20 protein-coding genes are annotated in these 25,148 nt (G+C 69.7%); 8 read left to right on the top strand and 12 right to left on the bottom strand.

Going from position 1 to position 25,148, the window contains the following annotated elements; translation table 11 throughout:
• Positions 1 to 3: 3 nt before the first annotated feature.
• The gene (locus V7D63_RS02650) at positions 4 to 1,080 is read right to left on the bottom strand and encodes a phytase (RefSeq protein WP_333590702.1); all 1,077 of its coding nucleotides are present in this window, start codon (positions 1,078 to 1,080) and stop codon (positions 4 to 6) included.
• Between the two features lie 247 nt (positions 1,081 to 1,327).
• Here V7D63_RS02650 and V7D63_RS02645 point away from each other — a divergent pair, with 247 nt between their 5' ends.
• From V7D63_RS02645 to lpdA, 3 genes are all read left to right on the top strand, one after another.
• A complete protein-coding gene (locus V7D63_RS02645) occupies positions 1,328 to 3,625 on the top strand; it encodes a TonB-dependent receptor plug domain-containing protein (protein ID WP_333590701.1) in 2,298 nt (765 codons plus the stop codon).
• Positions 3,626 to 3,839: 214 nt separating this feature from the next.
• Positions 3,840 to 5,648: a PAS domain-containing sensor histidine kinase gene (locus tag V7D63_RS02640; RefSeq protein WP_333590700.1), complete on the top strand. Its 1,809-nt coding sequence runs from the start codon at positions 3,840 to 3,842 to the stop codon at positions 5,646 to 5,648.
• 189 nt (positions 5,649 to 5,837) lie between these two features.
• Positions 5,838 to 7,250, top strand: a complete 1,413-nt coding sequence (gene lpdA / locus V7D63_RS02635; protein ID WP_333590699.1) for a dihydrolipoyl dehydrogenase — start codon at positions 5,838 to 5,840, stop codon at positions 7,248 to 7,250.
• A gap of 25 nt (positions 7,251 to 7,275) precedes the next feature.
• Here the strand turns inward: lpdA and V7D63_RS02630 are convergent, their stop codons facing one another.
• From V7D63_RS02630 to fsa, 4 genes are all read right to left on the bottom strand, one after another.
• Entirely contained in the window at positions 7,276 to 8,223 is a 948-nt protein-coding gene (locus V7D63_RS02630; protein ID WP_333590698.1) for an aspartyl protease family protein, read from the bottom strand.
• A 65-nt stretch (positions 8,224 to 8,288) separates the two neighbouring features.
• Positions 8,289 to 9,206, bottom strand: coding sequence for a tyrosine recombinase XerC (locus V7D63_RS02625; protein ID WP_442882108.1), 918 nt, complete (start codon positions 9,204 to 9,206; stop codon positions 8,289 to 8,291).
• A complete protein-coding gene (locus tag V7D63_RS02620) occupies positions 9,203 to 9,916 on the bottom strand; it encodes a DUF484 family protein (RefSeq protein WP_333590696.1) in 714 nt (237 codons plus the stop codon). Before V7D63_RS02620 ends, V7D63_RS02625 begins: the two co-directional genes overlap by 4 nt.
• Positions 9,917 to 9,939: 23 nt before the next feature.
• Complete coding sequence (gene fsa / locus V7D63_RS02615; RefSeq protein WP_333590695.1) at positions 9,940 to 10,593, bottom strand: fructose-6-phosphate aldolase; 654 nt, start codon at positions 10,591 to 10,593, stop codon at positions 9,940 to 9,942.
• A gap of 84 nt (positions 10,594 to 10,677) precedes the next feature.
• Here fsa and V7D63_RS02610 point away from each other — a divergent pair, with 84 nt between their 5' ends.
• Positions 10,678 to 12,831: a primosomal protein N' gene (locus V7D63_RS02610; RefSeq protein ID WP_333590694.1), complete on the top strand. Its 2,154-nt coding sequence runs from the start codon at positions 10,678 to 10,680 to the stop codon at positions 12,829 to 12,831.
• Between the two features lie 47 nt (positions 12,832 to 12,878).
• Here V7D63_RS02610 and V7D63_RS02605 read toward each other — a convergent pair whose 3' ends face one another.
• The gene (locus V7D63_RS02605) at positions 12,879 to 13,451 is read right to left on the bottom strand and encodes a cob(I)yrinic acid a,c-diamide adenosyltransferase (protein WP_333590763.1); all 573 of its coding nucleotides are present in this window, start codon (positions 13,449 to 13,451) and stop codon (positions 12,879 to 12,881) included.
• Between the two features lie 2 nt (positions 13,452 to 13,453).
• On the bottom strand, positions 13,454 to 13,657 hold the full coding sequence (locus V7D63_RS02600) for a twin transmembrane helix small protein (protein ID WP_333590693.1): 204 nt from the start codon (positions 13,655 to 13,657) through the stop codon (positions 13,454 to 13,456).
• Positions 13,658 to 13,822: 165 nt separating this feature from the next.
• On the opposite strand from V7D63_RS02600, the gene V7D63_RS02595 reads away from it, so the two are divergent.
• Positions 13,823 to 15,985, top strand: coding sequence for a TonB-dependent receptor domain-containing protein (locus V7D63_RS02595; RefSeq protein WP_333590692.1), 2,163 nt, complete (start codon positions 13,823 to 13,825; stop codon positions 15,983 to 15,985).
• 168 nt (positions 15,986 to 16,153) lie between these two features.
• Here V7D63_RS02595 and ahcY read toward each other — a convergent pair whose 3' ends face one another.
• Entirely contained in the window at positions 16,154 to 17,545 is a 1,392-nt protein-coding gene (gene ahcY, locus V7D63_RS02590) for an adenosylhomocysteinase (RefSeq protein ID WP_333590691.1), read from the bottom strand.
• A 168-nt stretch (positions 17,546 to 17,713) separates the two neighbouring features.
• Here ahcY and V7D63_RS02585 point away from each other — a divergent pair, with 168 nt between their 5' ends.
• From V7D63_RS02585 to V7D63_RS02575, 3 genes are read left to right on the top strand one after another with little or no spacing between them, the layout of a single operon-like run.
• Positions 17,714 to 18,628, top strand: coding sequence for a pepsin/retropepsin-like aspartic protease family protein (locus tag V7D63_RS02585; RefSeq protein WP_333590690.1), 915 nt, complete (start codon positions 17,714 to 17,716; stop codon positions 18,626 to 18,628).
• Between the two features lie 37 nt (positions 18,629 to 18,665).
• Positions 18,666 to 19,664, top strand: a complete 999-nt coding sequence (bioB, locus tag V7D63_RS02580) for a biotin synthase BioB (RefSeq protein WP_333590689.1) — start codon at positions 18,666 to 18,668, stop codon at positions 19,662 to 19,664.
• A 34-nt stretch (positions 19,665 to 19,698) separates the two neighbouring features.
• A complete protein-coding gene (locus V7D63_RS02575) occupies positions 19,699 to 20,076 on the top strand; it encodes a Tat pathway signal protein (RefSeq protein WP_333590688.1) in 378 nt (125 codons plus the stop codon).
• 32 nt (positions 20,077 to 20,108) lie between these two features.
• On the opposite strand, the gene V7D63_RS02570 is transcribed toward V7D63_RS02575, so the two are convergent.
• The 4 genes from V7D63_RS02570 to V7D63_RS02555 all read right to left on the bottom strand — a co-directional run bounded on the left by V7D63_RS02570 (position 20,109) and on the right by V7D63_RS02555 (position 25,053).
• Positions 20,109 to 21,449 carry a trypsin-like peptidase domain-containing protein gene (locus V7D63_RS02570; RefSeq protein ID WP_333590687.1) on the bottom strand — a complete coding sequence of 447 codons (1,341 nt, stop codon included), beginning with the start codon at positions 21,447 to 21,449 and terminating at the stop codon, positions 20,109 to 20,111.
• Between the two features lie 28 nt (positions 21,450 to 21,477).
• On the bottom strand, positions 21,478 to 22,899 hold the full coding sequence (locus V7D63_RS02565) for a sensor histidine kinase (RefSeq protein ID WP_333590686.1): 1,422 nt from the start codon (positions 22,897 to 22,899) through the stop codon (positions 21,478 to 21,480).
• Position 22,900: 1 nt separating this feature from the next.
• Positions 22,901 to 23,707, bottom strand: coding sequence for a response regulator transcription factor (locus tag V7D63_RS02560; RefSeq protein ID WP_333590685.1), 807 nt, complete (start codon positions 23,705 to 23,707; stop codon positions 22,901 to 22,903).
• 155 nt (positions 23,708 to 23,862) lie between these two features.
• On the bottom strand, positions 23,863 to 25,053 hold the full coding sequence (locus tag V7D63_RS02555) for an acyl-CoA dehydrogenase (RefSeq protein ID WP_333590684.1): 1,191 nt from the start codon (positions 25,051 to 25,053) through the stop codon (positions 23,863 to 23,865).
• Positions 25,054 to 25,148 lie beyond the last annotated feature (95 nt).

Raw genomic sequence — 25,148 nt, 5'->3', positions numbered from 1 at the left:
ACGTCAGCGCGGCGCGGGGTCGGCAACGCCCAGGGCGCGGCGGACGTCGCCCCAGTGCAGATATTTGAAATTCTGCGCGCCGCCGGGGTTCACGTCGTCCTGGACCACGACCAGCCCCTCGCCGAACGGGCCGAAGGCGCCGTGGGCGTCCAGGCCGTCGGTTCCGGTCACGGCGTCGACGCCGTCGCCCGCGTGTACGGCGAACCGGCCGACCCATTCGGTCTCGCGGCCGTGGAGACGCCAGACCGCGAAGGCGGAATCGCCCTGGCTGGAGGCGATCAGATACGTGCCGGTCATGTCGTTCAGGATCGCCGCCCCCTCGACGTCGGCGGTCAGGCGGACCCCGTCCGCCGCCTGGACCAGGGTGCGCGCGTCGCCCGAGACCGGATCGAGATCATAGCGCCACAGACCGACCGTCTCCTCGCTGATGAACAGGCCGCCCCACGTCGTGTCGATCGCACAGCCTTCGGCGATGGAGCCGACGGCGAAACGACGCACTTCGCGCGCCGCCGGGGTGCCGTCAGCCCCCTCGGTCAGAACGAGTTGGCGCGCCTGGCCGTCCTTGCCGATCAGGACGGCGTGAACCTGCCCGCGCCACTGACGCATGCAGAAGCCGTAAGGCTCGATGATGTCGGTGGCGATGCGGCCCCAATATTCGATCTCGCCGCCGGTGCGGGCGTCGAAACGGAACAGGGTGATTCCCTCGCGTCCCGGCGTGCGGTCGCTGGCGCCCAGTATGACCCACCCCCCCGCATCACGCGGCAGGGTGGCGACATCGACATTGTTCAACAGGCCCTGCGGCAGGAATTGCAGCACCGCGCCGGTCAGGTCGTAGATGTAGAGACCCGCCTTCTTGTCCGTCCCGGCGACGAAGGCGTTGAGGCGACGACCCGCCAAGGTGGTTTCCGGCCCGGACCAGATCGCAGGGTCGTCGGCCGCGTCGGCGTTGCGGGTGCCCACCGCCGTCGTTTCCGCGAAGGCCGTCACCCGCACGCCCGCGCCCGGCCGCTCCACGGTCGCGCAGGCCGCCAGGACGGCGGCGCAGGCGGCGGTCATGGCGAGGGTTCGCATACGGATCATCGTCGCTCTCACTTCAGGGATCGAGCCGCCAGACCACGACCCGGCCCAGCCTTTCTAGCGCCGTTTCACGACAACTCCAGGTCGTCTCGATGAAGAGCCTTCCGTGGCCGGAGACCTTGTCGCGACCTTGTCGGCGTTCCGCCACGTGAACTTCGTCTGGGCGTCGTCGGCGCTTCGTCATCGCGGCCTAGCCCTCGACGCCAGACCGGGCGCGATGGCCGCGAACCCGGCGATCGGGATGTTCGTCATGACACTGTCGCTTCTGCTCGGCGCCGCCGCCGCGCCCATGATCCTCGCCGCGCCCGCCGCCGCACAATCCTTTGCGGTCCAGGCCTTCGCGGCCGAGGACCCGTCGGGTCCCTCCACGGCGCTGGAAGAGGTCATCGTCACCGGCGAACCGGCGATGCGCAACCGCACCGACGACGTGGTCCCGACCCTGTCCTACGACCTGGAGTATTTCCAGCGGTTCGAGCCGCTGACCGTCGGCGACGCCCTGAAGCGCGTGCCGTCGGTGACCTTTCTGTCGGACGTGCTGGAATCGGACGGGGTGCGGCTGCGGGGTCTGGACCCGGGCTATACTCAGGTGCTGATCGACGGCGAACGCGTGCCCGGCGCGGGCCTGGACCGATCCTTCTTCGTCGACCGCATTCCCGCCGAGCTGATCGAACGGGTCGAGGTGGTGCGTTCGTCCTCGGCCAATCGTTCGGGCGACGCCCTGGCCGGGGCGGTCAACATCGTGTTGCGCGACGCCCTGTCGCTAGACGGCGGCTATGTGCGTCTGGGCGCCCTGAACTGGAGCGACAGCGAATACGGCCGGTGGGGCGGAACCTATGGCGCGGTCTGGGGCGGCCAGGTCGGGCCGGGGCGTCTGTTGGTCGGCGCCAACATTCAGGACCGCCGCAACCCCAAGAACAAGTTCAGCCAACGCTTCGACGCGCCGGGCGGAACCCTGGAGAACGTCGAGGTCCAGACCGATGTGCGCGACGGCGCGGACTATTCGTTCAACGCCGCCTATTCGGTCGATGTCGGTCCCGGCGCGCTGGAGCTGTCGGGCGCCTTCGTGCGCACCGACCGCTATCAGGACGAGGATTCGTTGGAGTACCGCAACGGCGTTCAGAGCGACGCCAATCTGTTGACGGTCAACGACAACGACCTGGACATCCGCACCGACAACCTGGCCCTGCGCGGCCGCTACGCCTTCGACATGGCGGGGGGGCGGACCCGCATCAAGCTGGGCTACGCCTCGATCAACGACGACCAGTACGAGTTCGAGGCCGAGTCGGAATATCTGCGCGACGCGGTCGCCTATCCCGACGAGGACCGCTTCACCCTGGATTCGACCCGGGTGAACATCGAGGACGCCGAGATCTCGGGCGCGGTCGAGCATGAACGCGGCCTGGCGGGCGGCGCGACGCTGGAGTTCGGCGTGCAGTGGAACCGCAAGGACCGCGACACCCTGATCCAGGAGACGCCGCGCATCCGCTTCAACGTGCCGAACGCCCCGGCCCCGCGTCCGGCCGTGCCCGCCTTCGGCGCCTTCGCCTCGGTTCCCGGCGGCGAGGGGACGATCGAGGAGACCCGCATCGACCCCTATGTCATGCTGTCGGGCGAGACCGGCGCGGTGAAGTGGGAGACCGGCCTGCGCTATGAGAGCACCCGGACCACGATCACCGATCTGACGGCCGCCGCGGCCGACCGGGTGACCGAAACCGATCACGGCTTCCTGCTGCCGTCGGCCAGCCTGCGCTGGCGGCTGTCGGAGACGGATCGGATCATCGTCTCGGTCGCCCGCACCGTGCGCCGTCCCGACTTCGACCGGCTGCAACCGGCCCTGCTGGAAGAGGAGTTCGGCGACAGCGACTTCATCGGCGATCCGAAGCTGAAGCCGGAAAGCGCCTGGGGCGTGGACGTCGGTTTCGAGCGCCGCCTGGGCCGTCGCGGCGTGGTCGGGCTGAACGCCTTCTATCGTGACGTGACCGACCTGATCGAGGCGGTGAACACCGGCGCCGTCGGATCGGGCGGGGCGGGGACCTTCGTCTATACGGTCGACAATGTGGGCGACGGCCGCGTCTGGGGCCTGGAGTTCGACCTGTCGACGCCGCTGGACGCCCTGGGCATGGCCGACACCGGCGTCTTCCTGAACGCCTCGTGGCTGGACAGCGAGGTCGACGACTTCATGGGGACGCGCCGGTTCAACGACCAGTCGGACTATGTCTTCAACACCGGCTTCACCCACGACATCCCGGCCTGGGGCGCGGCCTTCGGCGCCACCTATCGCAAACAGGGCGACGCCTTTTCGCGGGTGTTGGCCGAGGAGGTGCGCACATCATACGGCGCGGACCTGGAGGTCTTCGTCGAGAAGCGGATCGCGTCGAACATCGTCGTGCGCCTGACCGGCTCGAACCTGCTGAACGCCTCAAAGGACGAGGTCTTCGACAAGTTCGACAGCGTCGCCGATCAGACGGCCCGCGCCCATGACGAATACGAGCTGGAGACCGAGGACGCCGGTCCCTGGTACCAGTTGGTCATGCGCGTCGCCTTCTGACGCGGATCGGATCGCGATCTTCCCGCATGGGGCCGGGCGGCGACGTCCGGCCCTTTTGCATCGGTCGCCGCAAAGTGACCGGCGGGACGCTGGACGCCCGACTGCGCGCCCTCTACTCGCCTTTTCAGAGAGGCGGCCGGAACCGGTTCGCTCCTTGCAAGGTGTTTCCCGAAGGGACCGGTGCGTCCCGAAACGGGATCGGTGAAGGCGTTCGATGTTTCTGGAAGGCGAAGTGGACTGGGTTCTGGTTCTGGCGATCACCGCCGGCGTCACGACGCTGATCGCGCTCGTCGCCTCCTTCTTCGCCGTCAAACGCGGCGTCAGCCACGCCAGCGCCAGCGATGAGCTGGACATGGTCCAGAAGGTCGCCCACGCCGCCGACAAACGCCTGTTCGAGACGCTGAACGCCATCCCCGTGGCCCTGGTCGAGACCGACCGGTCGGGCAAATTCGTCTTCGCCAACCGCGCCGCGCACCAGCTTCTGGGTCGTCGCGACGCCGAGCTGTTGGGGCTGCGGTTCCATTCGGCGACCTGGGGCATCACCTATCCCGACGGCCGTCCCGTGCCGCCGGACCTGTTGCCCAGCGCCCGCGCCCTGCGCGGCCAGACGGTCAAGGGGTTCCAGCACCTGCTGTCCAACCCGGCCACGCGCCGCAAGATGCTGGTCTCGGTCACGGCCATGCCGATCGAGAACGAGCTGGGCGAGGTGATCGGCTCGACCGCCGCCATCGTCGAGACCGAGGGTCTGGCCATGCCCGAGGCGATGCAGCCGGTCGACAATTTCCCGCCCCTGTCGGCGGCCGACGACCTGACCCGGCGCGTCTTCGACGCCGCGCCCGGCGCCCTGGTGATCGTCGGAACTGACGGACGGGTGCGCGAGGCCAATCCGGTGGCCCTGGCCCTGGCGGCCGAGGGCGGCGCGGTTCTGGACCAGGATTTCGCCGAACGGTTCCTGGACGAGTCGGCGCGCGGCGCGGCGCGCCAGGCGCTGCACGTCGCCCGCGTCTCGGCCGAGGTCGAACCGGCGCCCATCGTTTCGGGCGGCGTGGCCTGGTCGATCCTGCGTCTGACCGACGCGGCCGGAACCGTGGACGCCCTGCTGCTGGCCGGAGAGGCGGCGCCGGCCGGGACCGCCGATGCGCCGGAACCGGCCGAACCCGGAATCGAGACCCTGCCCGTCGTGGGCGTCGATCTGGCCGCCGCCGCGCGCGAGGCCGAACTGTCTGCCCAGCGCGACGAAGCCCTGAACCAGGCCGAGACCGCCCGCGCCGAGGCCCAGGCCGCGCGCCGCGCCGCCGAGGCGGCCGAGACCCGCGCCGAGGCCGAACTGGCCGGAGGCCGCCGCATGGAGAATGTCGGCCGCTTGACCGGCGGACTGGCTCACGACTTCAACGCCCTGCTGGGCGTCATGACCGGCGCCCTGGACATGATGCTGCGCCAGGCCGACGATCCGGCGCGCGTGCGCCGCCTGGGCCAGGCCGCCCTGGCCGCCGGGCAGAGGGGCGAGGCCCTGACCCGCCGTCTGAGCGCCTTCGCCCAGGGCGACGACGAGACGCCGTCGATGCAGATTTTGGACGCCGGGGTTCTGTTGACCGCCATGGAGAGCCGCCTGCGCGCCCTGGCCGGTCCCGGCGTCGACCTGATGATCGAGGCGCCGTCCGAGGCCGCGCCCGTCCGCCTGGACCCCGTCGCCTTCGAGGGCGCGGTCAAGGCCCTGACGGCCAACGCCATAGAGGCCGTGGGCGGCGCCGGGTCGGTGGCCGTCCGGCTGGAGAGCCTGATGGAGGGCGGCTTGCGCCTGTCGGTGCGCGACAGCGGTCCCGGCATGGATCGCGAACTGGCCGCGCGCGCGCTGGAGCCGTTCTTCACCACCAAACCGGGGGCTGCGGGCCTGGGCCTGTCGCAGGCCTATGCCTTCGCCCGCCAGTCGGGCGGCAAGCTGTCGATCGATTCCGGTCCCGGTGAAGGCGCCGAGGTGGCCGTGACCCTGCCGAGCGTCCGGGTCGAGGATCAGGCGGCTTAAGTCTTCTCCTTCTCCCCTCGCGGGAGAAGGGAGCATCGCACTGTCGCCGGTCGCGGCCGGATCGTATCGGGGCCTGAAACCTCGCGTCACGGCAGTTGAGCGCCCATATCCGGCGCGGCGGTTGACCCCCGTGGGTTGAACGCTAGTGTCCGGCCGCTTTCCGCGCCCGCTCGATCCAAGGACGAACCCATGGCTGACGCCGCCCAATCCTATGATGTCGTGATCATCGGCGGGGGTCCCGGCGGCTACAACGCCGCCATTCGCGCCGGGCAACTGGGTCTGAAGGCCGCCTGCATCGAGATGCGCGACACCCTGGGCGGCACCTGTCTGAACGTCGGCTGCATGCCGTCCAAGGCTCTGTTGCACGCCTCGGAGCTGTTCGAGGCGGCGGGCAAGGAATTCGCCGGTCTGGGCATCAAGGTGGGGACGCCCGAACTCGACCTCGGCCAGATGATGGCCCAGAAGGCCGACAGCGTGACGGCCCTGACCAAGGGCATCGAATTCCTGTTCAAGAAGAACAAGGTCGAATGGATCAAGGGCCGCGGCCGCATCGCCGGACCTGGCCAGGTCGAGGTCACGGCCGCCGACGGGTCCAAGACCGTCGTGGCCACGAAGAACATCATCATCGCCACCGGCTCGGAGCCGACCCCCCTGCCGGGCGTGGACTTCGTGGAGGGGCGGATCATCGATTCCACCGGCGCCCTGTCGCTGCCGTCCGTGCCCAAAAAGCTGATCGTCATCGGCGCGGGCGTGATCGGGCTGGAGCTGGGTTCGGTCTGGCGTCGCCTGGGCGCCGAGGTGACGGTGATCGAGTATCTGGACGCTGTCGGCGCGGGCATGGACGCCGAGGTGGCGACCGCCTTCCAGCGCGGCCTGACCAAACAGGGCATGACCTTCCGCATGGGAACCAAGGTCGTCGCCGCCAAGGTCGATGACACGGGCGTCGAACTGACCGTCGAACCGGCGGCTGGCGGCGCGGCCGAAACGGTGCGCGGCGATGTGGTGCTGGTCGCCATCGGTCGTCGTCCGTACACGGAGGGCCTGGGTCTGGAGGCGGTCGGCGTCGAGACCGACAAGCGCGGCTTCATCGCCAACGACCATCTGAAGACCGGCCAGGCCGGGGTCTGGGTGATCGGCGACGTGACCCACGGCCCGATGCTGGCCCACAAGGCCGAGGAAGACGCCGTCGCCGCCGTCGAACTGATCGCGGGCAAGGCGGGCCACGTCGACTACGACCTGGTGCCCAGCGTCATCTACACCAGCCCCGAGGTCGCCTGGGTCGGCAAGACCGAAGAGCAGTTGAAGGCCGCGGGCGTGGCCTTCAAGAAGGGCAAATTCCCCTTCGCCGCCAACAGCCGGGCCAAGATCAACCACGAGACCGACGGTTTCGTGAAGGTGCTGGCCGACGCCGCCACCGACCGGGTTCTGGGCGTCCACATCTATGGTCCCCAGGCCGGGGAGCTGATCGGCGAGGCCGTGGTGACCATGGCCTTCGGCGGCGCGTCGGAAGACATCGCCCGCACCTGCCACCCGCACCCGACCCGTTCGGAGGCCGTCCGCCAGGCGGCCATGGGCGTCGAAGGCTGGACCATGCAGGCCTGACGGGGACAGGCCTGACGGCGGCGGCCTAGCTGGTCGGATATCCGGCGAACGGCCGCGCCCGACGCAGACCCGAGAAGATCATCCGGTTGCGGCCGTAGTCCAGGCCGACCTGACGGAAACGGGTCAACAGGTCCGCCCCCATCAACAGGGCCGGGTGATCCGCCAGCTCCAGGGCGCGGAAGGCGTGCAGGTCCGCGAACAGCAGGGGTGTGGTCCCCAGATCGAAGCGGCCGATCTGAAGGTCGCGCACCTCGCCGATCCGCGCCTCGACGCTCTGGCCGATCACGCCGAACACCTGGATGCGTTCACGCGGCGTCGAGCGGGGAATGTAGCGGTCGACCGTCTCCATCAGGGCCGGGTTGCCGATCGAATACTGGGCGCCGGAATCCACGAACAGATTGACCGGCCGCCCCTCGGCCCGCGCCGTCAGCAGCACCAATTGGCCGAACCGGGCCACGGCGCTGGACCGGCCTTGGCGGTTCATGCGGGTGGCTTCGTAGAAGGTCTCGGACGTCTCGACCACGCTGCCGCCCGACGGAGCCAGGGTGACCCGCAGGGCGCCCAGGTCGAAGGTCAGACGGAATTGCGACAGAACGTCCAGACCGACCAGGCCGTCCGCCGCCAACTGTTCGGCCGGAAAGACGGGACAGATCAGATCGTTGAACAGCCGCCCGCCGAACTGCAGCCGATCCAGCCGCACCGTCGGCGTCATCACGGCCGAGGTCACCCCATGGACCAGCACGTCGGGACCCGGCGGCAGGCGCAGCTCGGCCGCCACCCGGTCGGAAACGGAGGTGCGGCCCGCACCCGTGTCGATGACGAAGGCGTAGCGTTCGCGTCCGTTGACCCCGACCCGCGCGGCCATGCGGGTCACCATGTTGTTGAGGATGCGGTGTTCGTCGCCGGTGCGCGGAATGGCCGAGAACACCTGGGCGGACGCGGGCGTCGCCGCCGCGCCGGCCCATGCGGCCAAGACCGCCCGTCGGTCCCACTGCCGGTTCACGCCCATCCCGGTCCCCCCGAGGTCAAGCGCTTATGTTAAGCTCGGGGGTGTGCATTTGAATAGGCCCGGAGCAGGGCGGCGGCGTCGACGGCGGCGTATTTCTGGGTCGTCGACAGGCTGGCGTGGCCCAAAAGCTCCTGGATCGACCGCAGATCGGCCCCCGCGCCCAACAGATGGGTGGCGAAACTGTGCCGCAGGGCGTGGGGCGTGGCCGAGGGCGGCAGGCCCAGCCGGCCGCGCAGCCGCTGCACCGCCGCCTGGACGTGGCGGGGGCTTAAGGGACCGCCGCGTTTGGCCCGGAACAGGGGGTCGTTCGGCGTCGAGACGAGGGGCAGGGCCGCCAGATAGGCGTCCACCGCCGCACGCACGGCGGGCAGCACCGGGGCCATGCGCGTCTTGCCGCCCTTGCCGGTGATGCGCAGGGTCTCAGGCAGAGGCGCGTCGGCGCGGGTCAGGGACAGGGCCTCGGAAATGCGCAGGCCGCAGCCGTAAAGCAGGGTCAGCACCGCCCGGTCTCGGGCCGCCTCCCACGGTTCGGCGTCTGGATCGGCTTCGGTCTCGTTCAGCAGGCCGCGCGCCTGATCCTCGTTCAGCGGGCGCGGCAGGGTCGGTTTGACGCGGGGACCGCGCACCAGGGCCAGTTGCGACGCCACGACGCCCAGCCGCCGGTCCAGAAAGGCGTGAAACCCGCGGATCGCCGCCAGCGTCTGACTGAGCGAGCGGGCGTTCAGCGGGCGTTCGCCGCCGCGCCGTTCGGCCAGATGGGCGCGCACCTCGGCGGCCGTGACCGTGCCCAGGTCGGCGGCGTTCAGCGCCCCTTCGCCGCGATGCCGTTGCAGAAAGGCCAGGTACAGCCGCCCGATGTGGCCATAGGTCTCGACCGTGCGCGGCGACAGCCGCCGCTCATGCGCCAGATGCGCCAGCCAGTCGGCCAGCGCCTGATCGACGCTCATCCCAGGACCGGCCATCGCTCGGCCATCCGTTCGACCACCCGGGTGATGAAGGCCGCCAGTTCACAGCCCATGGCCGGGGTGAAGCCGTCGATGTCGGGAGAACCGAAGGCGCACAGGGCGTTGCGCGCCGCGCCGCCCGCGAACTGAGGCGCCATGCGGATCAGGGCCACGGACTTCACCTGGTCCTCGGCCGAGCCGAACAGGTCCAGCCCCTCGAAATTCTCGCCCAGCCAGTGCAGGCCGTCGTCGCCGACCAGCCGGTCCACCTTTCCGGCGATCAGGCCGCGCCAGCCGAAGGGCACGCCGCCGGGCTTTTCCAACGCGATCGCCGCCGCCGCCAGGCCGAACCGGGCCTGGGCCGCCGCATCCAGCCGCCGGGCCAGGTCGGCGTGGCTGCGCGCCTCCATCAGGTCCAGGGCCGCCGCATGGGTCTGGGTCTGGGCGGCGAAATTGGCGCGCGCCACCATCTCGATCTGCTTGCGGGCGCCCGCCTCACGCTCGGCCACGGCCTCCAGCTTGGTCAGGGCGGCGCGGCCCAGGTCGACGACCTTGCCGCGCGCCTCCAGCCCCATCTCCTGCAACAGGGCGGCGTCGCCGGTCAGGCTGTCGGGATGGGCCTGGACCCAGGCGCGCACTTGGGGCCAGTGAAGCGAGGACTCGGACAGGGCGTCCGCTTCCGTCGTGGGGTCGAGGTCCAATGCGCCGTTCAACAGACCTCTCCGGGGATCAGGTGTTACAGAATCGACTGACCGGTCTTGCCCCAGTCCGCCAGGAAGGCATCAAGCCCCTTGTCGGTTAACGGGTGTTTGATCAGCCCCTTGAACACGTCAGGCGGCAGGGTGGCGGCGTCCGCCCCGGCCAGGGCCGCGGCCGCGACATGGGCTGGATTGCGCAAGGACGCGGCCAGCACCTCGGTCTCGAAACCGTGGATGTCGTACAGGGTGCGGATCTCTTCCAGCAGGGCGATGCCGTCAGCCCCGTGGTCCTCCAGCCGCCCGACGAAGGGCGAGATGAAGGTCGCGCCGGCCTTGGCCGCCAGCATGGCCTGGGCGGCCGAGAAGCACAGGGTGACGTTGGTCTTGACGCCCTTGTCGGCGAAGACGCGCGTGGCGCGCAGTCCGTCCCAGGTCAGGGGCAGTTTGACGACCACGTTCGAGGCGATGGCGGCCAGCTTGTCGCCTTCCTTGACCATGGTCTCGAAATCGGTCGCCACGGCCTCGGCCGAGATAGGCCCCTCGACGAGGGCGCAAATCTCGGCGATGACCTCGGCGATGTTCCGACCGGACTTGGCGATCAGCGACGGATTGGTGGTGACGCCGTCCACCATGCCGGTGGGAACCATGTCCTTGATGACGGCGACGTCTGCGGTGTCGAGAAAGAGTTTCATGGGGCGGGTGATAGCGGAAAGGCGCGACCTTCGCCAACCGCCCTTCCTTCTTCCCCCCGCGAGGGGGGAAGGGATGCGCATCTGATGAAGGTCGCTTCTGTCCTCCTGCCCCTCCCGGTCCCAGAGGCCTTCGACTACGAAGTCCCGGAAGGTCTCGATCTCGTGCGCGGTGATCAGGTGGCGGTTCCGCTGGGTCCGCGCCTGGTGCGCGGCGTGGTGTCCGAAGTACGCGAGACCACCGGCTCGAACCGGCGGCTGAAGCCGATCGAGGGGCGGCTGGACGATCCGTCCCTGCCGGAACGCACATTGGATTTCCTGGAATGGGCCGCGCGCTGGACCCTGTCGCCGCCCGGCGAGATGGCCGCCGCCGCATTGAAGGGGCTGCGCGCGCCGCCGTCCCGGCCTGAACGCCGGGTGCGCCGCGTTCCCAACCGCGACCCGGCCCGCGCCACGCCCGCCCGCACCGCCGTGTTGGATGCCCTGGGCGAGCGGGCGATGCGCGCCGCTGACCTGGCGCGTGCGGCCGCCGTTTCGACCGGCGTGGTCAAGGGCCTGGTCGATGAAGGTGTTCTGGAGATCGTCGAGACCGCGGCCCTGGCCGTCTTCGACGCCCCTGATCCGGCCCACGCCCCCGCGATGCTTAACCCGGATCAGGCGGCGGCGGCCGACGCTCTCGCTTCGACGCGGGGGTTCGCGCCCTTCCTGCTGGACGGGGTCACCGGCTCGGGCAAGACCGAGGCCTATCTGGAGGCGGCGGCGCGCATCCTGACGGCCGATCCGACGGCGCAGATCCTGATCCTGCTGCCCGAGATCGCCCTGACCCAGGCCTTGATCGCGCGCATCGCCGACCGGTTCGGCGCCGCCCCGGCCGAATGGCATTCCGCCGTCGCCCCGCCCCAGCGCCGCCGGGTGTGGGAGGCGGTGCGCGCCGGGCGCTGCAACATCGTGGTCGGCGCCCGTTCGGCCCTGTTCCTGCCGTTCGTCAACCTACGCCTGCTGGTGGTGGACGAGGAGCACGACGGCGCGTTCAAACAGGAGGAGGGGCTGGTCTATCACGGCCGCGACCTGGCCGTGGCCCGCGCCCGGATCGAGGGGGCGGCGGTGGTCCTGGCCTCGGCCACGCCGTCGCTGGAGACGCTGGCGAACGCCCAGGCCGGGCGTTACGGCTGGCTGAAGCTGCGCGCCCGGCACGGGGCGGCGGTGCTGCCGGACATCGCGCTGATCGACCTGCGCCAGTCGCCGCCGGACCGCGAGACCTGGCTGTCGCCGCCGCTGCGCGCCGCCGTGGCCGAGACCCTGGCGCGGGGCGAGCAGACCCTGCTGTTCCTGAACCGGCGCGGCTATGCGCCTGTGGTCCTGTGCCGCGTCTGCGGCCACCGGCTGACGGCGCCGGACACCGACAGTTGGCTGGTCGAGCATCGCTACACCGGGCGGCTGGTCTGCCATCTGACCGGCTTCTCCATGCCGCGTCCCAAGACCTGTCCCAACTGCGGGGCCGAGGACAGCCTGGTCTCGGTCGGTCCCGGCGTCGAGCGGGTCGAGGAGGAGGTGCGCCAACTGTTCCCCGACGCCCGCACGGCCGTGTTCAGCTCCGACACCGTGCCCGACGCTAAGTCCGCGCGCGCCCTGATCCAGGCGATGATCGACGGCGAGATCGACATCCTGGTCGCCACCCAGGCGGCGGCCAAGGGCCACAACTTCCCGCGCCTGACGCTGGTCGGGGTTGTGGACGCCGACCTGGGCCTGCGCGGCGGCGATCTGCGGGCCGCCGAACGGACCTTCCAGCTTCTGACCCAGGCGACGGGGCGGGCGGGGCGGGCCGACCGGCCGGGCCGCGCCCTGTTGCAGACCTGGACGCCCGAACACCCGGTGTTGACGGCCCTGGCCGCGGGCGACCGCGACGCCTTCGCCGAGACCGAATCGGCCGAGCGTGAGATGGGGTCCCTGCCGCCCTATGGCCGTCTGGCGGCCCTGATCCTGTCCAGCGAGAACGCCCAGGCGGTCGAGAAGGTCGCCGCCGATCTGGCCGCCGCCATCCCCAATGCGGAGCGGCTGGAGGTCTATGGTCCCGCCGACGCCCCCCTGGCCCTGGTGCGCGGGCGGCGCCGCAAACGCCTGTTGGTCCGGGCCGACCGTGACGTCGATCTGCAAGGCTTCCTGCGCGCCTGGCTGGCGCGGGTGAAGGTCCCGGCCAGCGTGCGGCTGACGGTGGATGTGGATCCGTATTCGTTTTTGTGAGGTGCGGTCTCCTTCTCCCCCAAGGGGAGAAGGGTCTTTGCGGCGCCTTACCGCGTCGCGCCCGGCTTCCACAGCACGTCGCCGCCGCTCTTGGAGTTCGCGCGACGGGCGGCCACGAACAGGTGGTCGGACAGCCGGTTCAGATATTTCACGGCCTCGGCGTTCACCGCCTCGCCCGCCTCGATCAGCCGCACCGCCTCGCGCTCGGCGCGGCGGGCCACCGTGCGCGCCAGGTGCAGATGCGCCGCCAGGGGCGCGCCGCCGGGCAGGATGAAGCTGTCCAACGGTTTCAGGCTTTCGTTCATCCAGTCGATCTCGGCTTCCAGCCGTTCGACCTGAGAGGCGAGGATGCGCAGCGCCTCCCATTTCGGCTCAGGCTCGTGCGGCGTGGCCAGGTCGGCGCCCAGGTCGAACAGCTCATTCTGGATGCGGCCCAGCATGGCGTCGATGCGTTCGTTCTGGCCGGTGTGCAGCCGCGCGATCCCGATCACGGCGTTCAGCTCGTCCACCGCGCCATAGGTTTCGACGCGCGGATCGCTCTTGGACACCGGCCTGCCGGACGCCAGCCGCGTCTCTCCGCCGTCGCCGGTTCGGGTGTAGATGCGGTTCAGCGTGACCACGATCAGCCGCCGTGGGTGGAGCGCCACCACATGCCCAGGCACAGCAGCACGACGGCTACGGCCTGCAAGGCCACGCGCAGCCGCATCAGCTTGTTCGACCGACTGCGCGCCTCGGGTCCCTCGGTGAACAGGGTCTTCAGACCGAAGGCCAGGGTGACGGTCACGGCGGCGATGGCGACCAGGAACAGGATGTCGAACAGGTTCATGCCGCCTTGATAGGCCCCCCCGGCGGGCGGCGCCAGCGAGATGCGCGGCGTCGGTTATTGCGACTTAATCGCACACCCGCTTGCCTCGGCCGCTAAAAAGCTATTGAGAAGCGCTCGCAAGAAGCGGGCGCCCATCGACGCCCCGCCAGTATCAGGGGTTTGAATATGAACGGCCGTCTCTCTCTTCGTCGCAAGGCGTCCTGGCTTTGCGGGGCCGCCGCCCTGGCGATCTCCGGCCCGGTCATGGCGGGCGAAGACCCTGCCGCCGACCCCAAGGGAGAGACGCATGAGCTGGAGGAGGTGGTGGTCACCGCCGCCGGCTTTGAACAACGCATCGAACAGGCGCCGGCCTCCATCACCCTGATCTCGCGCGCCCAGATCGAAGAGATCCGCGCGGTGTCTCTGGTCGAGATCCTGGCCGATGTCGTGGGCGTGGACGTGGGCGCCCCGGTCGGCAAGACCGGCGGCCAGACCATCAACATCCGCGGCATGGGATCGGACTACACCCTGGTGCTGATCGACGGCCGCCGACAGAACACCGCGGGCAATGTCACGCCCAACGGCTTCGGCGAGACCTCGACCAGCTTCCTGCCCCCCGTCGGGGCCATTGAACGAGTCGAGGTGGTGCGCGGCCCGGTCGCCACCCTGTACGGCTCGGACGCCATGGGCGGGGTGGTCAACATCATCACCCGCAAGGTCGGCGACGACTGGACCGGTACGGGCACGGCCCACTACACTCTGCAAGGCGACGACGCTTTCGGCGCGGTCTGGGGCGGCAATCTCTATGCCGCCGGTCCCCTGGTTCCCGGCCTGGTCGGCCTGGCGGTGCGCGGCTCCTGGTCCGAGCGGGGGCAGTCGTCCCTGACCTATGACCAGGTCGGCGGCGCTCAGGCGCCGGTGACGGGTTTCGGCCGCAGCTCCACCGCCAATGAGATCTGGTCCCTGGGCGGGCGGCTGTCGTTCGACCTGCACCCCGACCACGACCTGTGGCTGGACGTCGACACCGCCAACCAGTGGTACGACAACAGCAAGGGCCAGATGGGCACCCTGGGCGTCGCGGGCGGCTATGGCCCGGCGCTGGAGTTCAACCGCGACCAACAGGTCCTGGCCCACGACTGGCGTCTGCCTTTCGGCGTGCTGGAAAGCACCCTGTCGCGCAACACCACCGAAAAGCGGGGCCGCATCGTCCCGGCCCTGGTGCCCGTCACCGGCGGCCAGCCGCGCACGGTGGAAAGCACCAGCCTGATCTTCGACACCAAGCTGCATTCCCAATGGCGCGATCACGCCTTCACCGTGGGCGGCCAGTATTGGGACGCCGAAATGATCGACGGCGTGGCCCCCGCCCCCTTCACCTTCGAGCAGTGGGCCGTCTTCGCCGAGGACGAGTGGCGCTTCACCGAGACCTTCGCCTTGACCATGGGTCTGCGCTACGACGATCACTCGACCTTCGGCGACCAGCTCAGCCCGCGCGTCTACGCCGTGTGGAACGCGACCGACGTCTGGACCTTCAAGGGCGGCGTCTCCTCGGGCTATAAGGCGCCGCGCGTCGAACAGTTGGCGCCGGGCATCATCGGGTTCGGCGGCCAGGGCCGCATCCCCCTGATCGGCACGCCCAGCCTGACGCCCGAGACCAGCGTTTCGACCGAACTGGCTGTCTTCTACGACAACCGGGATGACTTCCGCGCCAGCGTCACCGTCTTCCGCAACACCTTCGAGGACAAGATCGCCACCGGCGTGCCCGTGGCCAACTGCACCGCGGGGATCAGCCGTCCCGTCTATGACGCCGGAACCTACAACCGCACGGGCTGCGTCGATGTGGGCTTCTATCCCGCCGTGGCGACCTTCGGTCAGAGCGTCAACATCGACGAGGCCGAAACCCAGGGCGTCGAGGTGACGGCCTATTGGCGCCTGGCGCCCGACTGGAGCGTTCAGGGCAACTACACCTACACCGACTCCGAGCAGAAGTCGGGCGCTTCGGCGGGCCTGCCGCTGACCGACACGCCCGAGCATATGCTGAACGGCAGCGTCCGCTGGCTGGCGACCGATCGACTGAATCTGTGGGCGCGCGGCGAATACCGATCCGAGCGCTTCCGCACCGTCGGCGCGGCCCGCGACGCCTGGGGCGACTACAAGGCCTACGGCCTGGTCCATGTGGGCGGCGCCTTCGACGTCACCGATCGGCTGACGGTGAACGCCACCGTCTACAATCTGTTCGACACCGACTTCGTCAGCCTGCTGCCCTATGGGGCGCCGGTCCAGTACACGCCCGAATACGCCAACAACCAGGAGCCGCGTCGCCTGTTCGTCTCGGTGACGACGACCTTCTGAGACCGACCGCCGACGCGCGCGCGACAAGGTAAAGGGCCGGCGGATCGCTCCGCCGGCCCTTTGTTTCTTGCCCTAACGCTCGCGACGCGGTCGCTCGCTGCTTGAGGGCGTCTCTGTTCTTGCCCTACCGCTCGCCGCACGGCGGCTCTCTGCTTGAGGGCGGCGGGATCAGTAGCGGTAGTGTTCCGGCTTGAACGGACCCTGGGTCGGGACCGAGATGTAGTCGGCCTGTTCCTTGGACAGGGTCGTCAGCTTGGCGCCCAGTTTGGCCAGGTGCAGGAAGGCGACCTTCTCATCCAGGTGTTTGGGCAGGGTGTAGACCTGCTTGTCGTAGGCCTTGGCGTTGGTCCACAGTTCGATCTGGGCCAGGGTCTGGTTGGTGAAGGACGCCGACATCACGAACGACGGGTGGCCCGTGGCGTTGCCCAGGTTCACCAGACGGCCTTCCGACAGCAGGATGATCTTGTTCCCGCCGGGGAATTCGATGTGGTGCACCTGCGGCTTGATCTCGTCCCACTTGAAGTTCTTCAGGCCCGCGACCTGAATCTCGGAATCGAAGTGGCCGATGTTGCAGACGATGGCGTTGTTGCGCATGCGGCGCATGTGATCGACGGTGATGACGTCCTTGTTGCCGGTGGCCGTCACGAAGATGTCGGCCTTGTCGGCGACGTCGTCCAGGGTCTGGACGTCATAGCCTTCCATCGCGGCCTGCAGCGCGCAGATGGGGTCGATCTCGGTGACGATCACGCGGGCGCCGCCCTGGCGCAAGCTCGCGGCCGAACCCTTGCCCACGTCGCCATAGCCGCAGACCACCGCCACCTTGCCCGACAGCATCACGTCGGTGCCGCGACGGATGGCGTCGACCAGCGATTCCCGGCAGCCGTACAGATTGTCGAACTTGGACTTGGTGACGCTGTCGTTGACGTTGATGGCGGGGAAGGGCAGCTCGCCGCGCTCGGCCATCTGATACAGGCGGTGCACGCCGGTGGTGGTCTCTTCCGACACGCCGCCGATGGCGTCGCGGATGGCCGAATAGAAGCCGGGCTTCTCCTTCAGGTACCGCTTCATCACCTTGTAGAGGGCTTCCTCTTCCTCGTTCTGCGGATTGTCGAGGATGGAGGCGTCCTTCTCGGCCTTGGGACCCAGCACGCACAGCAGGGTGGCGTCGCCGCCGTCGTCCAGGATCAGGTTCGGATAGCCGCCGTCGGCCCATTCAAAGATCTTGTGGGCGTAGTCCCAATACTCTTCCAGCGTCTCGCCCTTGACGGCGAACACCGGGGTGCCGGCGGCGGCGATGGCGGCCGCGGCGTGGTCCTGGGTCGAGAAGATGTTGCACGAGGCCCAGCGCACCTCGGCGCCCAGGGCTTCCAGCGTCTGGATCAGCACCGCCGTCTGGATGGTCATGTGCAGCGACCCGGCGATCCGCGCGCCCTTCAGCGGCTGGGCCGCGCCGTATTCCGCGCGCACCGACATCAGGCCGGGCATCTCGGTTTCGGCGATGGCGATTTCCTTCTGGCCCCACGGAGCCAGGGCGATGTCGCGGATGATGTAGTCGGTCATGTTAGGGCCGGCCTTCGTCGTCGTTCGGGAAAAGGGTCGCGGCCCTATAGCCCGCCTGGTCTCGCGGGGCAATAAACACATAAGGATATCCTTATATAAAACCCTACGAAGGGTTCATTTGCCACCATGTCGGCGGCCTGTCAGCGTGCGCCCCAAGGGGAGGACGCCATGTCCATCGGGCTAGATCGCAGGGCCGCGCTTCTGGGCGCGGGGGCTTTTTCTCTGCTGGGCGCAGCCTCGGCGCGCGCGGACGCCGATACGCCCGTGGTCGAGACCGACCGCTTGGGGCGGATGACGTTGCCGGTCTTTCTGAACGAACGGGGTCCGTTCCGCTTCGCCCTGGACAGCGCCGCCTCCATGTCGATGGTCGCCGAGGATCTGATCGCGCCCTTGGGGCTGGACCGCGACGCGGACGTCACCTTGCACACCCTGTTGGCGGGCGAGCGGGCGCGAACCGTGCGGGCCGAGCGGCTGCGCTGCGGCGCCCTGTATCAGATCAAGCCGCGTCTGGCGGTCGGTTCGCGCGTGGGCATGGCCGGATTGGACGGCCTGATCAGCGCCTCGGTGCTGAACCAGAACCGCGTGCTGATGAATTTCCGCGGCGACCGCATGACCATCGGCCGTTCGCGCGCCAGGGGACGGTCGGACTTCGCCACCGACCGCAGCGTTCCCTTCCGGTCGCCGGATCGGCCGGGGTTCCAGAATCTGATCATGGTCGACGCCGGGGTCGGCGGCCGTCCGGTCACCGCCATCGTCGACACCGGGGCGCAGTCCTCGATCGCCAACACCGCCCTGATCGCGGCGGCCGGCGGCCAACCGGCTCAAACTTCCGACGGGTCGCGCACCCGCCCGGTCCAGTCGGCCACCGGCGCCGTCGCCGAGGCGCGGATGATGGTGGTGCGCGACCTGAATTTCGGCCCGCTCAGCCTGGAACGGGTGCCGGTGCTGGTCGGCGATTTTCACACTTTCGACGTCTGGGGCCTGGCGGATCGGCCCGCCATGCTGCTGGGCGTCGACCTGCTGGGCGTGTTCCAGAGCGTGGCGATCGACTTCAAACGTCGCGACCTGACCTTCGAGATCTGAGCTTGCCAGCGGTCCCGGTTCGGACGACACAGCGCCCATGAACCAGACACGCGATCTCTCCACGCCCCGCCACGACTGGACCTTGAACGAGGTCCAGGCCCTGTTCGCCCGGCCCTTCATGGAGCTGGTCTATGAGGCCGCGACCGTGCATCGCCGCTGGTTCGACCCGTCCGAGGTGCAAAAGAGCCAGCTTCTGTCGATCAAGACCGGCGGCTGCGCCGAGAACTGCGGCTACTGCAGCCAGTCGGCCAGTTTCGACACCGGCCTGAAGGCCGAAAAGCTGATGGACGCCACCGCCGTGATCGCCGAGGCCATGGCGGCCAAGGCCGGGGGCGCCGACCGCTTCTGCATGGGCGCCGCCTGGCGCGAGCTGAAGGACCGCGACACGCCCAAGCTGGCGTCCATGATCGCGGGGGTGAAGGCCCTGGGGCTGGAGACCTGCGCCACCCTGGGCATGCTGACCGCCGACCAGGCGAAGCAGCTCAAGGCCGCCGGGCTGGACTATTACAACCACAACCTCGACACCGGCCCGGAGTACTATGCCGAGGTCGTGACGACCCGGACCTATCAGGACCGTCTGGACACGCTTCAGCACGTGCGCGACGCGGGCATGGCGACCTGCTGCGGCGGCATCGTCGGCATGGGCGAGAGCCGTCGCGACCGCGCGGGCCTGCTGCACGCCCTGGCGACCCTGCCCGAACATCCCGACAGCCTGCCGGTCAACGCCCTGGTGCCCGTCACCGGCACGCCGCTGGGCGAACGGGTGAAACAGGAAGGCGAGATCGATCCCATCGAGTTCGTGCGCACCGTCGCGGTGGCGCGGATCGTCTGTCCCAGGGCGCGGGTGCGCCTGTCGGCCGGGCGCGAGACCATGAGCGCCGAGATGCAGGCTCTGTGCTTCCTGGCCGGGGCCAACTCCATCTTCGTGGGCGGCAAGCTGTTGACCACGCCGAACCCGGAACAGGACGCCGATGACGCCCTGTTCGCCCTGCTGGACCTGAAGCCGGCGGTGACCGCGCACGAGGCGGCGGCGTAACCGGCCCTTAACGGGCGTTGACCATCCTGGCCGGATGGAACGTCGCGCCCTGATCGGACTGTCGAAGCCCGCGCCCCTGAAGACCAGCGGCGGCGGGGGCGGGTCCCAGAACACCTATGTCCGCTTTCCCACGGTGACGGCGACCATCATCCGGTCGGGCGGCGGGCGTGGCGTCTTCTCGGTCGAGACCGGGGTGGACGTGGCCGACGCCGCCTTGCGCACACGCGCCGAACAGTCTGCGCCGCGCCTGCGCGCCGCCTATGCCGAGACCTGTCAGCGGGCCGCCAACGCCCTTTTGCCCGGCGCGCCGCCGAACATCGACGCCCTGTCGCGCGACCTCCAGGCCGTCACCGATCGGGTGCTTGGCCGAGCGGGCGCGCGGCTGTTGCTGGGCACGGTGATGATCGCCTGAGACCCTGTGTCGGCGCGCGGGCCGGGCCGGTTTCAGATCGCCAGTTCTATCGTCTCGCCGCCGCGACGCACCGTCATGGCGACCGGGCCGGTTTCGGCGTCCAGCGCCGCCGCCAGGGCCGCGCGGTTGGCGATGGGGCGCCCGGCCACGGCGGTCACCGTGTCACCGGCCTTCAGCCGCGCCGTGGCGGCGGGCGAGCCGCCCTCGACGGTCAGCACGGTGACCCCGCCCTCGCCGTCGCCGAACTGGGCGCCCAGGGCGCGCACCACGTCGCGGCCGACGATGACGCGCGGCGGATCACCCGCCTCGACGCCCAGGGTCGTCGCGGCCTCATGGCCGTCGCGCAGATAGACGATGCGCAGCGACGATCCCGGCGCGGCCACGCCGACGCTGGCCTGGACCGAACCGGCGTTGGCCACGGGCCGATCCTCGATCCGCATGATGACGTCGTTGCGGCGCAGGCCCGCGCGCTCGGCCGGAGAGCCGGGGGCCACGTCGTCGACCACCGCCCCGCGCACGATGCGCAGGCCCAGGGCCTGGGCGCGCTTGGCGTTCAGCGAACCCAGGATGGCGCCGGTGCGGCCGCGCTTGACCTCGCCGTGTTCGCGCAACTGCTCGACCACATAGCGCATGATCCGGGTGGGCACGGCGAAGGCGATGCCGTCGTTGCCGCCGCCCATGCCGCCCGACAGGATGGAGGTGTTGATGCCGATCAGCCGGCCCCGGCTGTCCAGCAGCGGCCCGCCGGAGTTGCCCGAATTCACCGCCGCGTCGGTCTGGATGTAGTCCTCGACCGCGTCGCCCATGCCGGACCGGTTCAGGCCCGAGATGACGCCCATGGTCAGGGTCTGGTCCAGGCCCAGCGGATAGCCGACCGCGAAGGCCAGGTCGCCGGTGCGCAGGGTGTCGGAATCGACCGTCTCGACCTGGGCCAGGCCGGTCGCCTCGATCTTCAGCACGGCGATGTCGGTGGCCGGATCGGCCCCGACCAGGACGGCGTCGAACAGGCGGCCGTCGGTCATATCGACGGTGAATTTCTGGCCGCCCTTGATGACGTGGTTGTTGGTGACGATGATGCCCTGGGCCGCATCGACGATGACGCCGGAACCGCCCGAGATCGGGGTCGGCTCGTTGGAGCCGCTGGTCGGTCCCTGCGACACGCCCAGGGTCGTCACCTGCACCACGGCCGGCAGGCTGCGCTCCAGACCGGCGGCGAAGCTGAATACGCCGCGCCGACTGTCGTAGGGCATGGGAAACTCGCCCGTGGCCGCGCCGGTCTGGATCGCGCGCTGATAGGGCGTCTGGGCCAGGGCCGGCAGGGCCGCGCCCGTCACCGCCAGAAGAGCCAGGGTCGAAACGGTCAGCAGGCGCATGGCGATCCTCGTATGAGTCTGGATCAACCTAGCGGTAGAAACGCGCCGTGACGACTGCCCCCGGAGCGGCGTCATCAATCGTCAGCCGTCCGCGATGCCGCTGGACCACGGCGCGCACGAAGGGCAGGCCCATGCCGTGGCTTTCGACGCCCTCGGCCGGGCGCGGCGCAGCGGGGTCGAAGCCCGGTCCCTGATCGCTGACCGACAGGGCGCAGCCGTCGGCCTCGCGCCAGGCCTTCAGCACGATCCGGCCGCCGGGCGGCGAGTGTTTGACGGCGTTGTCGACCAGATTGGTCAGCGCCCGCTGCAACAGGGTGCGCACGCCCAGGATGGTCACCGCCTCATCCGCCTCGACGATCAGCGCCGCACCGCGCGCCTCGGCCAGCGGTTCATAGAGTTCGGCCGCCTGATGCAGCAGCCGGTCCAGCCGCACGTCCTCGAACACCCAGGCCTCGCCGTCGCGCAGGGCCAGGGCGTCGTTCATGGCCCGGGTCAGGGCGTGGAGGTCCTCGCCCGCCTCCTCGGCCAGGGCGCGGCGCCGGGCGGCGGTTCCGGCCTCCTTCAACAGCTCCAGGCGCGCGGTGGCCCGCGCCAGGGGGGTGCGGAAGTCATGGGCCAACTGATCCGAGGAATCGCGCAGCCAGCTCAGCAATTCCTGCAGCCGGTCCAGGGTCCGGTTCACGCGCGAGGTCAGCTCGGTCAGCTCCGGCGCCACCCCGACCTCGGGCGCGCGGCGCGAGAAGTCGCCGACGGCGGCGCGGTCCAGCGCCAGACTGACCTCGGCCAGGGCGCTGGTCAGGCGGCGGCGGGCGAAGACGGCGGCGGTCAGGCCCGAGATCAGGATGACGCCGCCGGTGGCCAGAACGGCCAGCACGGCCCAGCCCCAGGCCTCGCCCGACGGCTCGACCACCCGGCCGACGATGATGTTCAACGATCCGGCCGTGCGACTGACCACCACCGCCTCGACCGCGCGGTTGGGGCACAGGGTCCCGGCCTTCAGCCGCACCAGATAAAGGTCCGCGCCCAGCCGGGGCATGCGTTCGGCGCGGGCGGTCTCCAGATCCGCCAGGCCCGCGGGCTTGCCGACCGGCGCGCGGATGAACCGCACCCCGGCGCCGCCCCGGCCGGTGCGGCAGGTCTCCTCCAGCGTGCGCTGGTCCCGTGTCGGGCCGTTCTGGAAGGCGCTGAGCCAGGCCGACAGGAAGGCGGCGTCGCCCGGCGTCAGGGCCTCGGCCGTCAGGGTCGCCTGCTCGCCCAGTTTGGAGACCATGGCGCCGTAGTCGTCCAGCGCCGCCAGGGCCGCCTGCTCGCGCTGGTCCATGCGCGCGGCCAGGCCGGTGGCGAACAGCGAAGCCGACAGGGCGGCCGCGGCCAGCACAGCCAGGGCCGATGACAACTGGGTCGTGGTCCGGCCCGCCAGCCAACGGCGGACGGCGGCCAGGGGACGCACCTCAGGTCCCGCCCAGATCGCGGAACACCAGGCTCTGACTGCGCGCCGAGACGATCAGCGGATGCCATTCCTCGGGCAGTTCCGGCGCCTGGTCCTTCAACCGGCGACGTAGGGCCGAGATGCGGGCGTCGATGATGTTGACGAAATTGTCGGGCAGGAAATTCCACTCCACCCAGCACCGGTCCCACAGCATGGTCTTGGTCACCGGCTGGCCGCGCGCGGTCATCAGCTCGGCGACGATGGCGAACTCCAGCGGCGACAGGTCGATCAGGCGGCTCTGGCCGTCGGCTTCGAGTTTCAGGGTGCGGGGGCCGGGGGCCAGGCGGAACGGCCCGTTGACGACATCGCCGCCCGCCGTCTTCACCGGCCGCGCCGCGCGCCGAAGCTGGGCCGCGATCCGGGCCAGAAGCTCCTCGTCGCCGACCGGCTTGGCCAGATAGTCGTCGGCTCCGCCCAGAAGGCCCTCGACCTTCTGCCGCTCGCCGCCCAGGGCCGTCAGCATCAGGGCGGGCGCGTCCGCCGACGGGCCGCCGCCGTCACGCAGGCGGCGCAGGGTCTCCAGCCCGTCCAGCCCGGCGGTCAGTCGATCCAGGATCAGAACGTCATAGGCGTTGGACGCGGCGGCCGTCAGCACGTCCTCGCCGCGATCGAACCGGTCCACGGCGGCGAAGCCCGCGCCCAACAGGCGGCCGACGACGTGCTCGGCCAGGGCCGGATCGTCCTCCAGAACCAGCGCCCGCCGGTCGGCGAAGACCGCGCGCAACTGGGCGAAGGGGTCATCCGCCGTTTCCGTCGATCCGTCCGTCAAGGCCGCCTCTCCAAACCTGTCCGCGACGATACGGCCGTGGGCCGAAACGACAAGTCGCGGAGCGTGGGTCGGTTTAGCGCGGGCGGTCAGGCGGGCGGACTGATTGTTGCTGACGCCGCCTCTCCTTCTCCCCCGGTGGGGAGAAGGGCGAAACCCTAGAACGCGCTTTCGCCGGTGATGGCGCGGCCCAGGATCAGGGCGTGCACGTCGTGCGCGCCTTCATAGGTGTTGACCGTTTCCAGGTTCATGGCGTGGCGCATGACGTGCAGCTCGCCGGTGATGCCGGCGCCGCCGTGCATGTCGCGGGCCTCGCGGGCGATGGCCAGGGCCTTGCCGCAGTTGTTGCGCTTCATCATCGAAATGGCCTCGGGCACCCAGGCGCCGGTGTCCAGCAGGCGGCCCAGGGCATAGGCGCCCTCGAAGCCCAGGAAGATCTCGGTCTGCATGTCGGCCAGCTTCTTCTGCACCAGTTGGCGCGACGACAGCGGACGGCCGAACAGCATGCGTTCGGCGACATAGTCGCGGCTGGCGTGGAAACAGAATTCGGCGGCGCCCATGGCCCCCCAGGCGATGCCGTAACGCGCCTTGTTCAGGCAACTGAACGGCCCGCGCAGACCCTTCACGCCCGGCAGCAGGTTTCCTTCCGGCACGAAGACGTCGTTCAGGCCGATGTCGCCGGTGATGGAGGCGCGCAAGCTCAGCTTGTCGCCGATCTTGTCGGTGGTGAAGCCGTCCATGCCGCGTTCGACGATGAATCCGCGGATGACGTCATCCAGCTTGGCCCAGACCACGGCCAGGTCGGCGATGGGCGAATTGGTGATCCAGTATTTGGCCCCGTTCAGGCGATAGCCGCCCTCGACGGCCACGGCCTTGGTCTTCATCGCGGCGGGGTCGGACCCGCCGTCGGCCTCGGTCAGGCCGAAACAGCCGATCAGCTCGCCCGCCGCCATGCGCGGCAGGAAGCGCATCTTCTGCTCTTCGGAGCCGAAGGCGTAGATCGGATACATGGCCAGGGACGACTGCACGCTCATGGCGCTGCGATAGCCGCTGTCGACCGCCTCGATCTCGCGCGCGATCAGGCCGTAGGCGACGTGGCTGGCGCCCGAGCCGCCGTATTGCTCGGGCAGCATGGCGCCCAGAAAGCCCATCTCGCCCATCTCGGTCATGATCGACCGGTCGAAGGTCTCGTCGCGGAAGGCGGCGACGATGCGCGGCAGCAGCCTGTCGCGGGCGTAGGCGCGGGCCGCGTCGCGGATCATGGTCTCGTCGTCGGTCAGGCGACCGTCCAGGTCCAACGGGTCCTCCCAGCGGAAGGTCTTGGCGGGTGCGTTCGAGCCGTCGGCCATGGCGGGAAATCCTGAAGCGTCGCGGAAACGCCGCGCTTTAGGGCAAATCGTCCCGCGAGGGTAGAGGGCGGGACCGGATGGCGTTACACTGTCCG

This window comes from Brevundimonas sp. (genome assembly GCF_036732845.1).
Classification (GTDB): Bacteria; Pseudomonadota; Alphaproteobacteria; order Caulobacterales; family Caulobacteraceae; genus Brevundimonas.
This window is presented reverse-complemented; position numbering and strand designations above follow the sequence as displayed.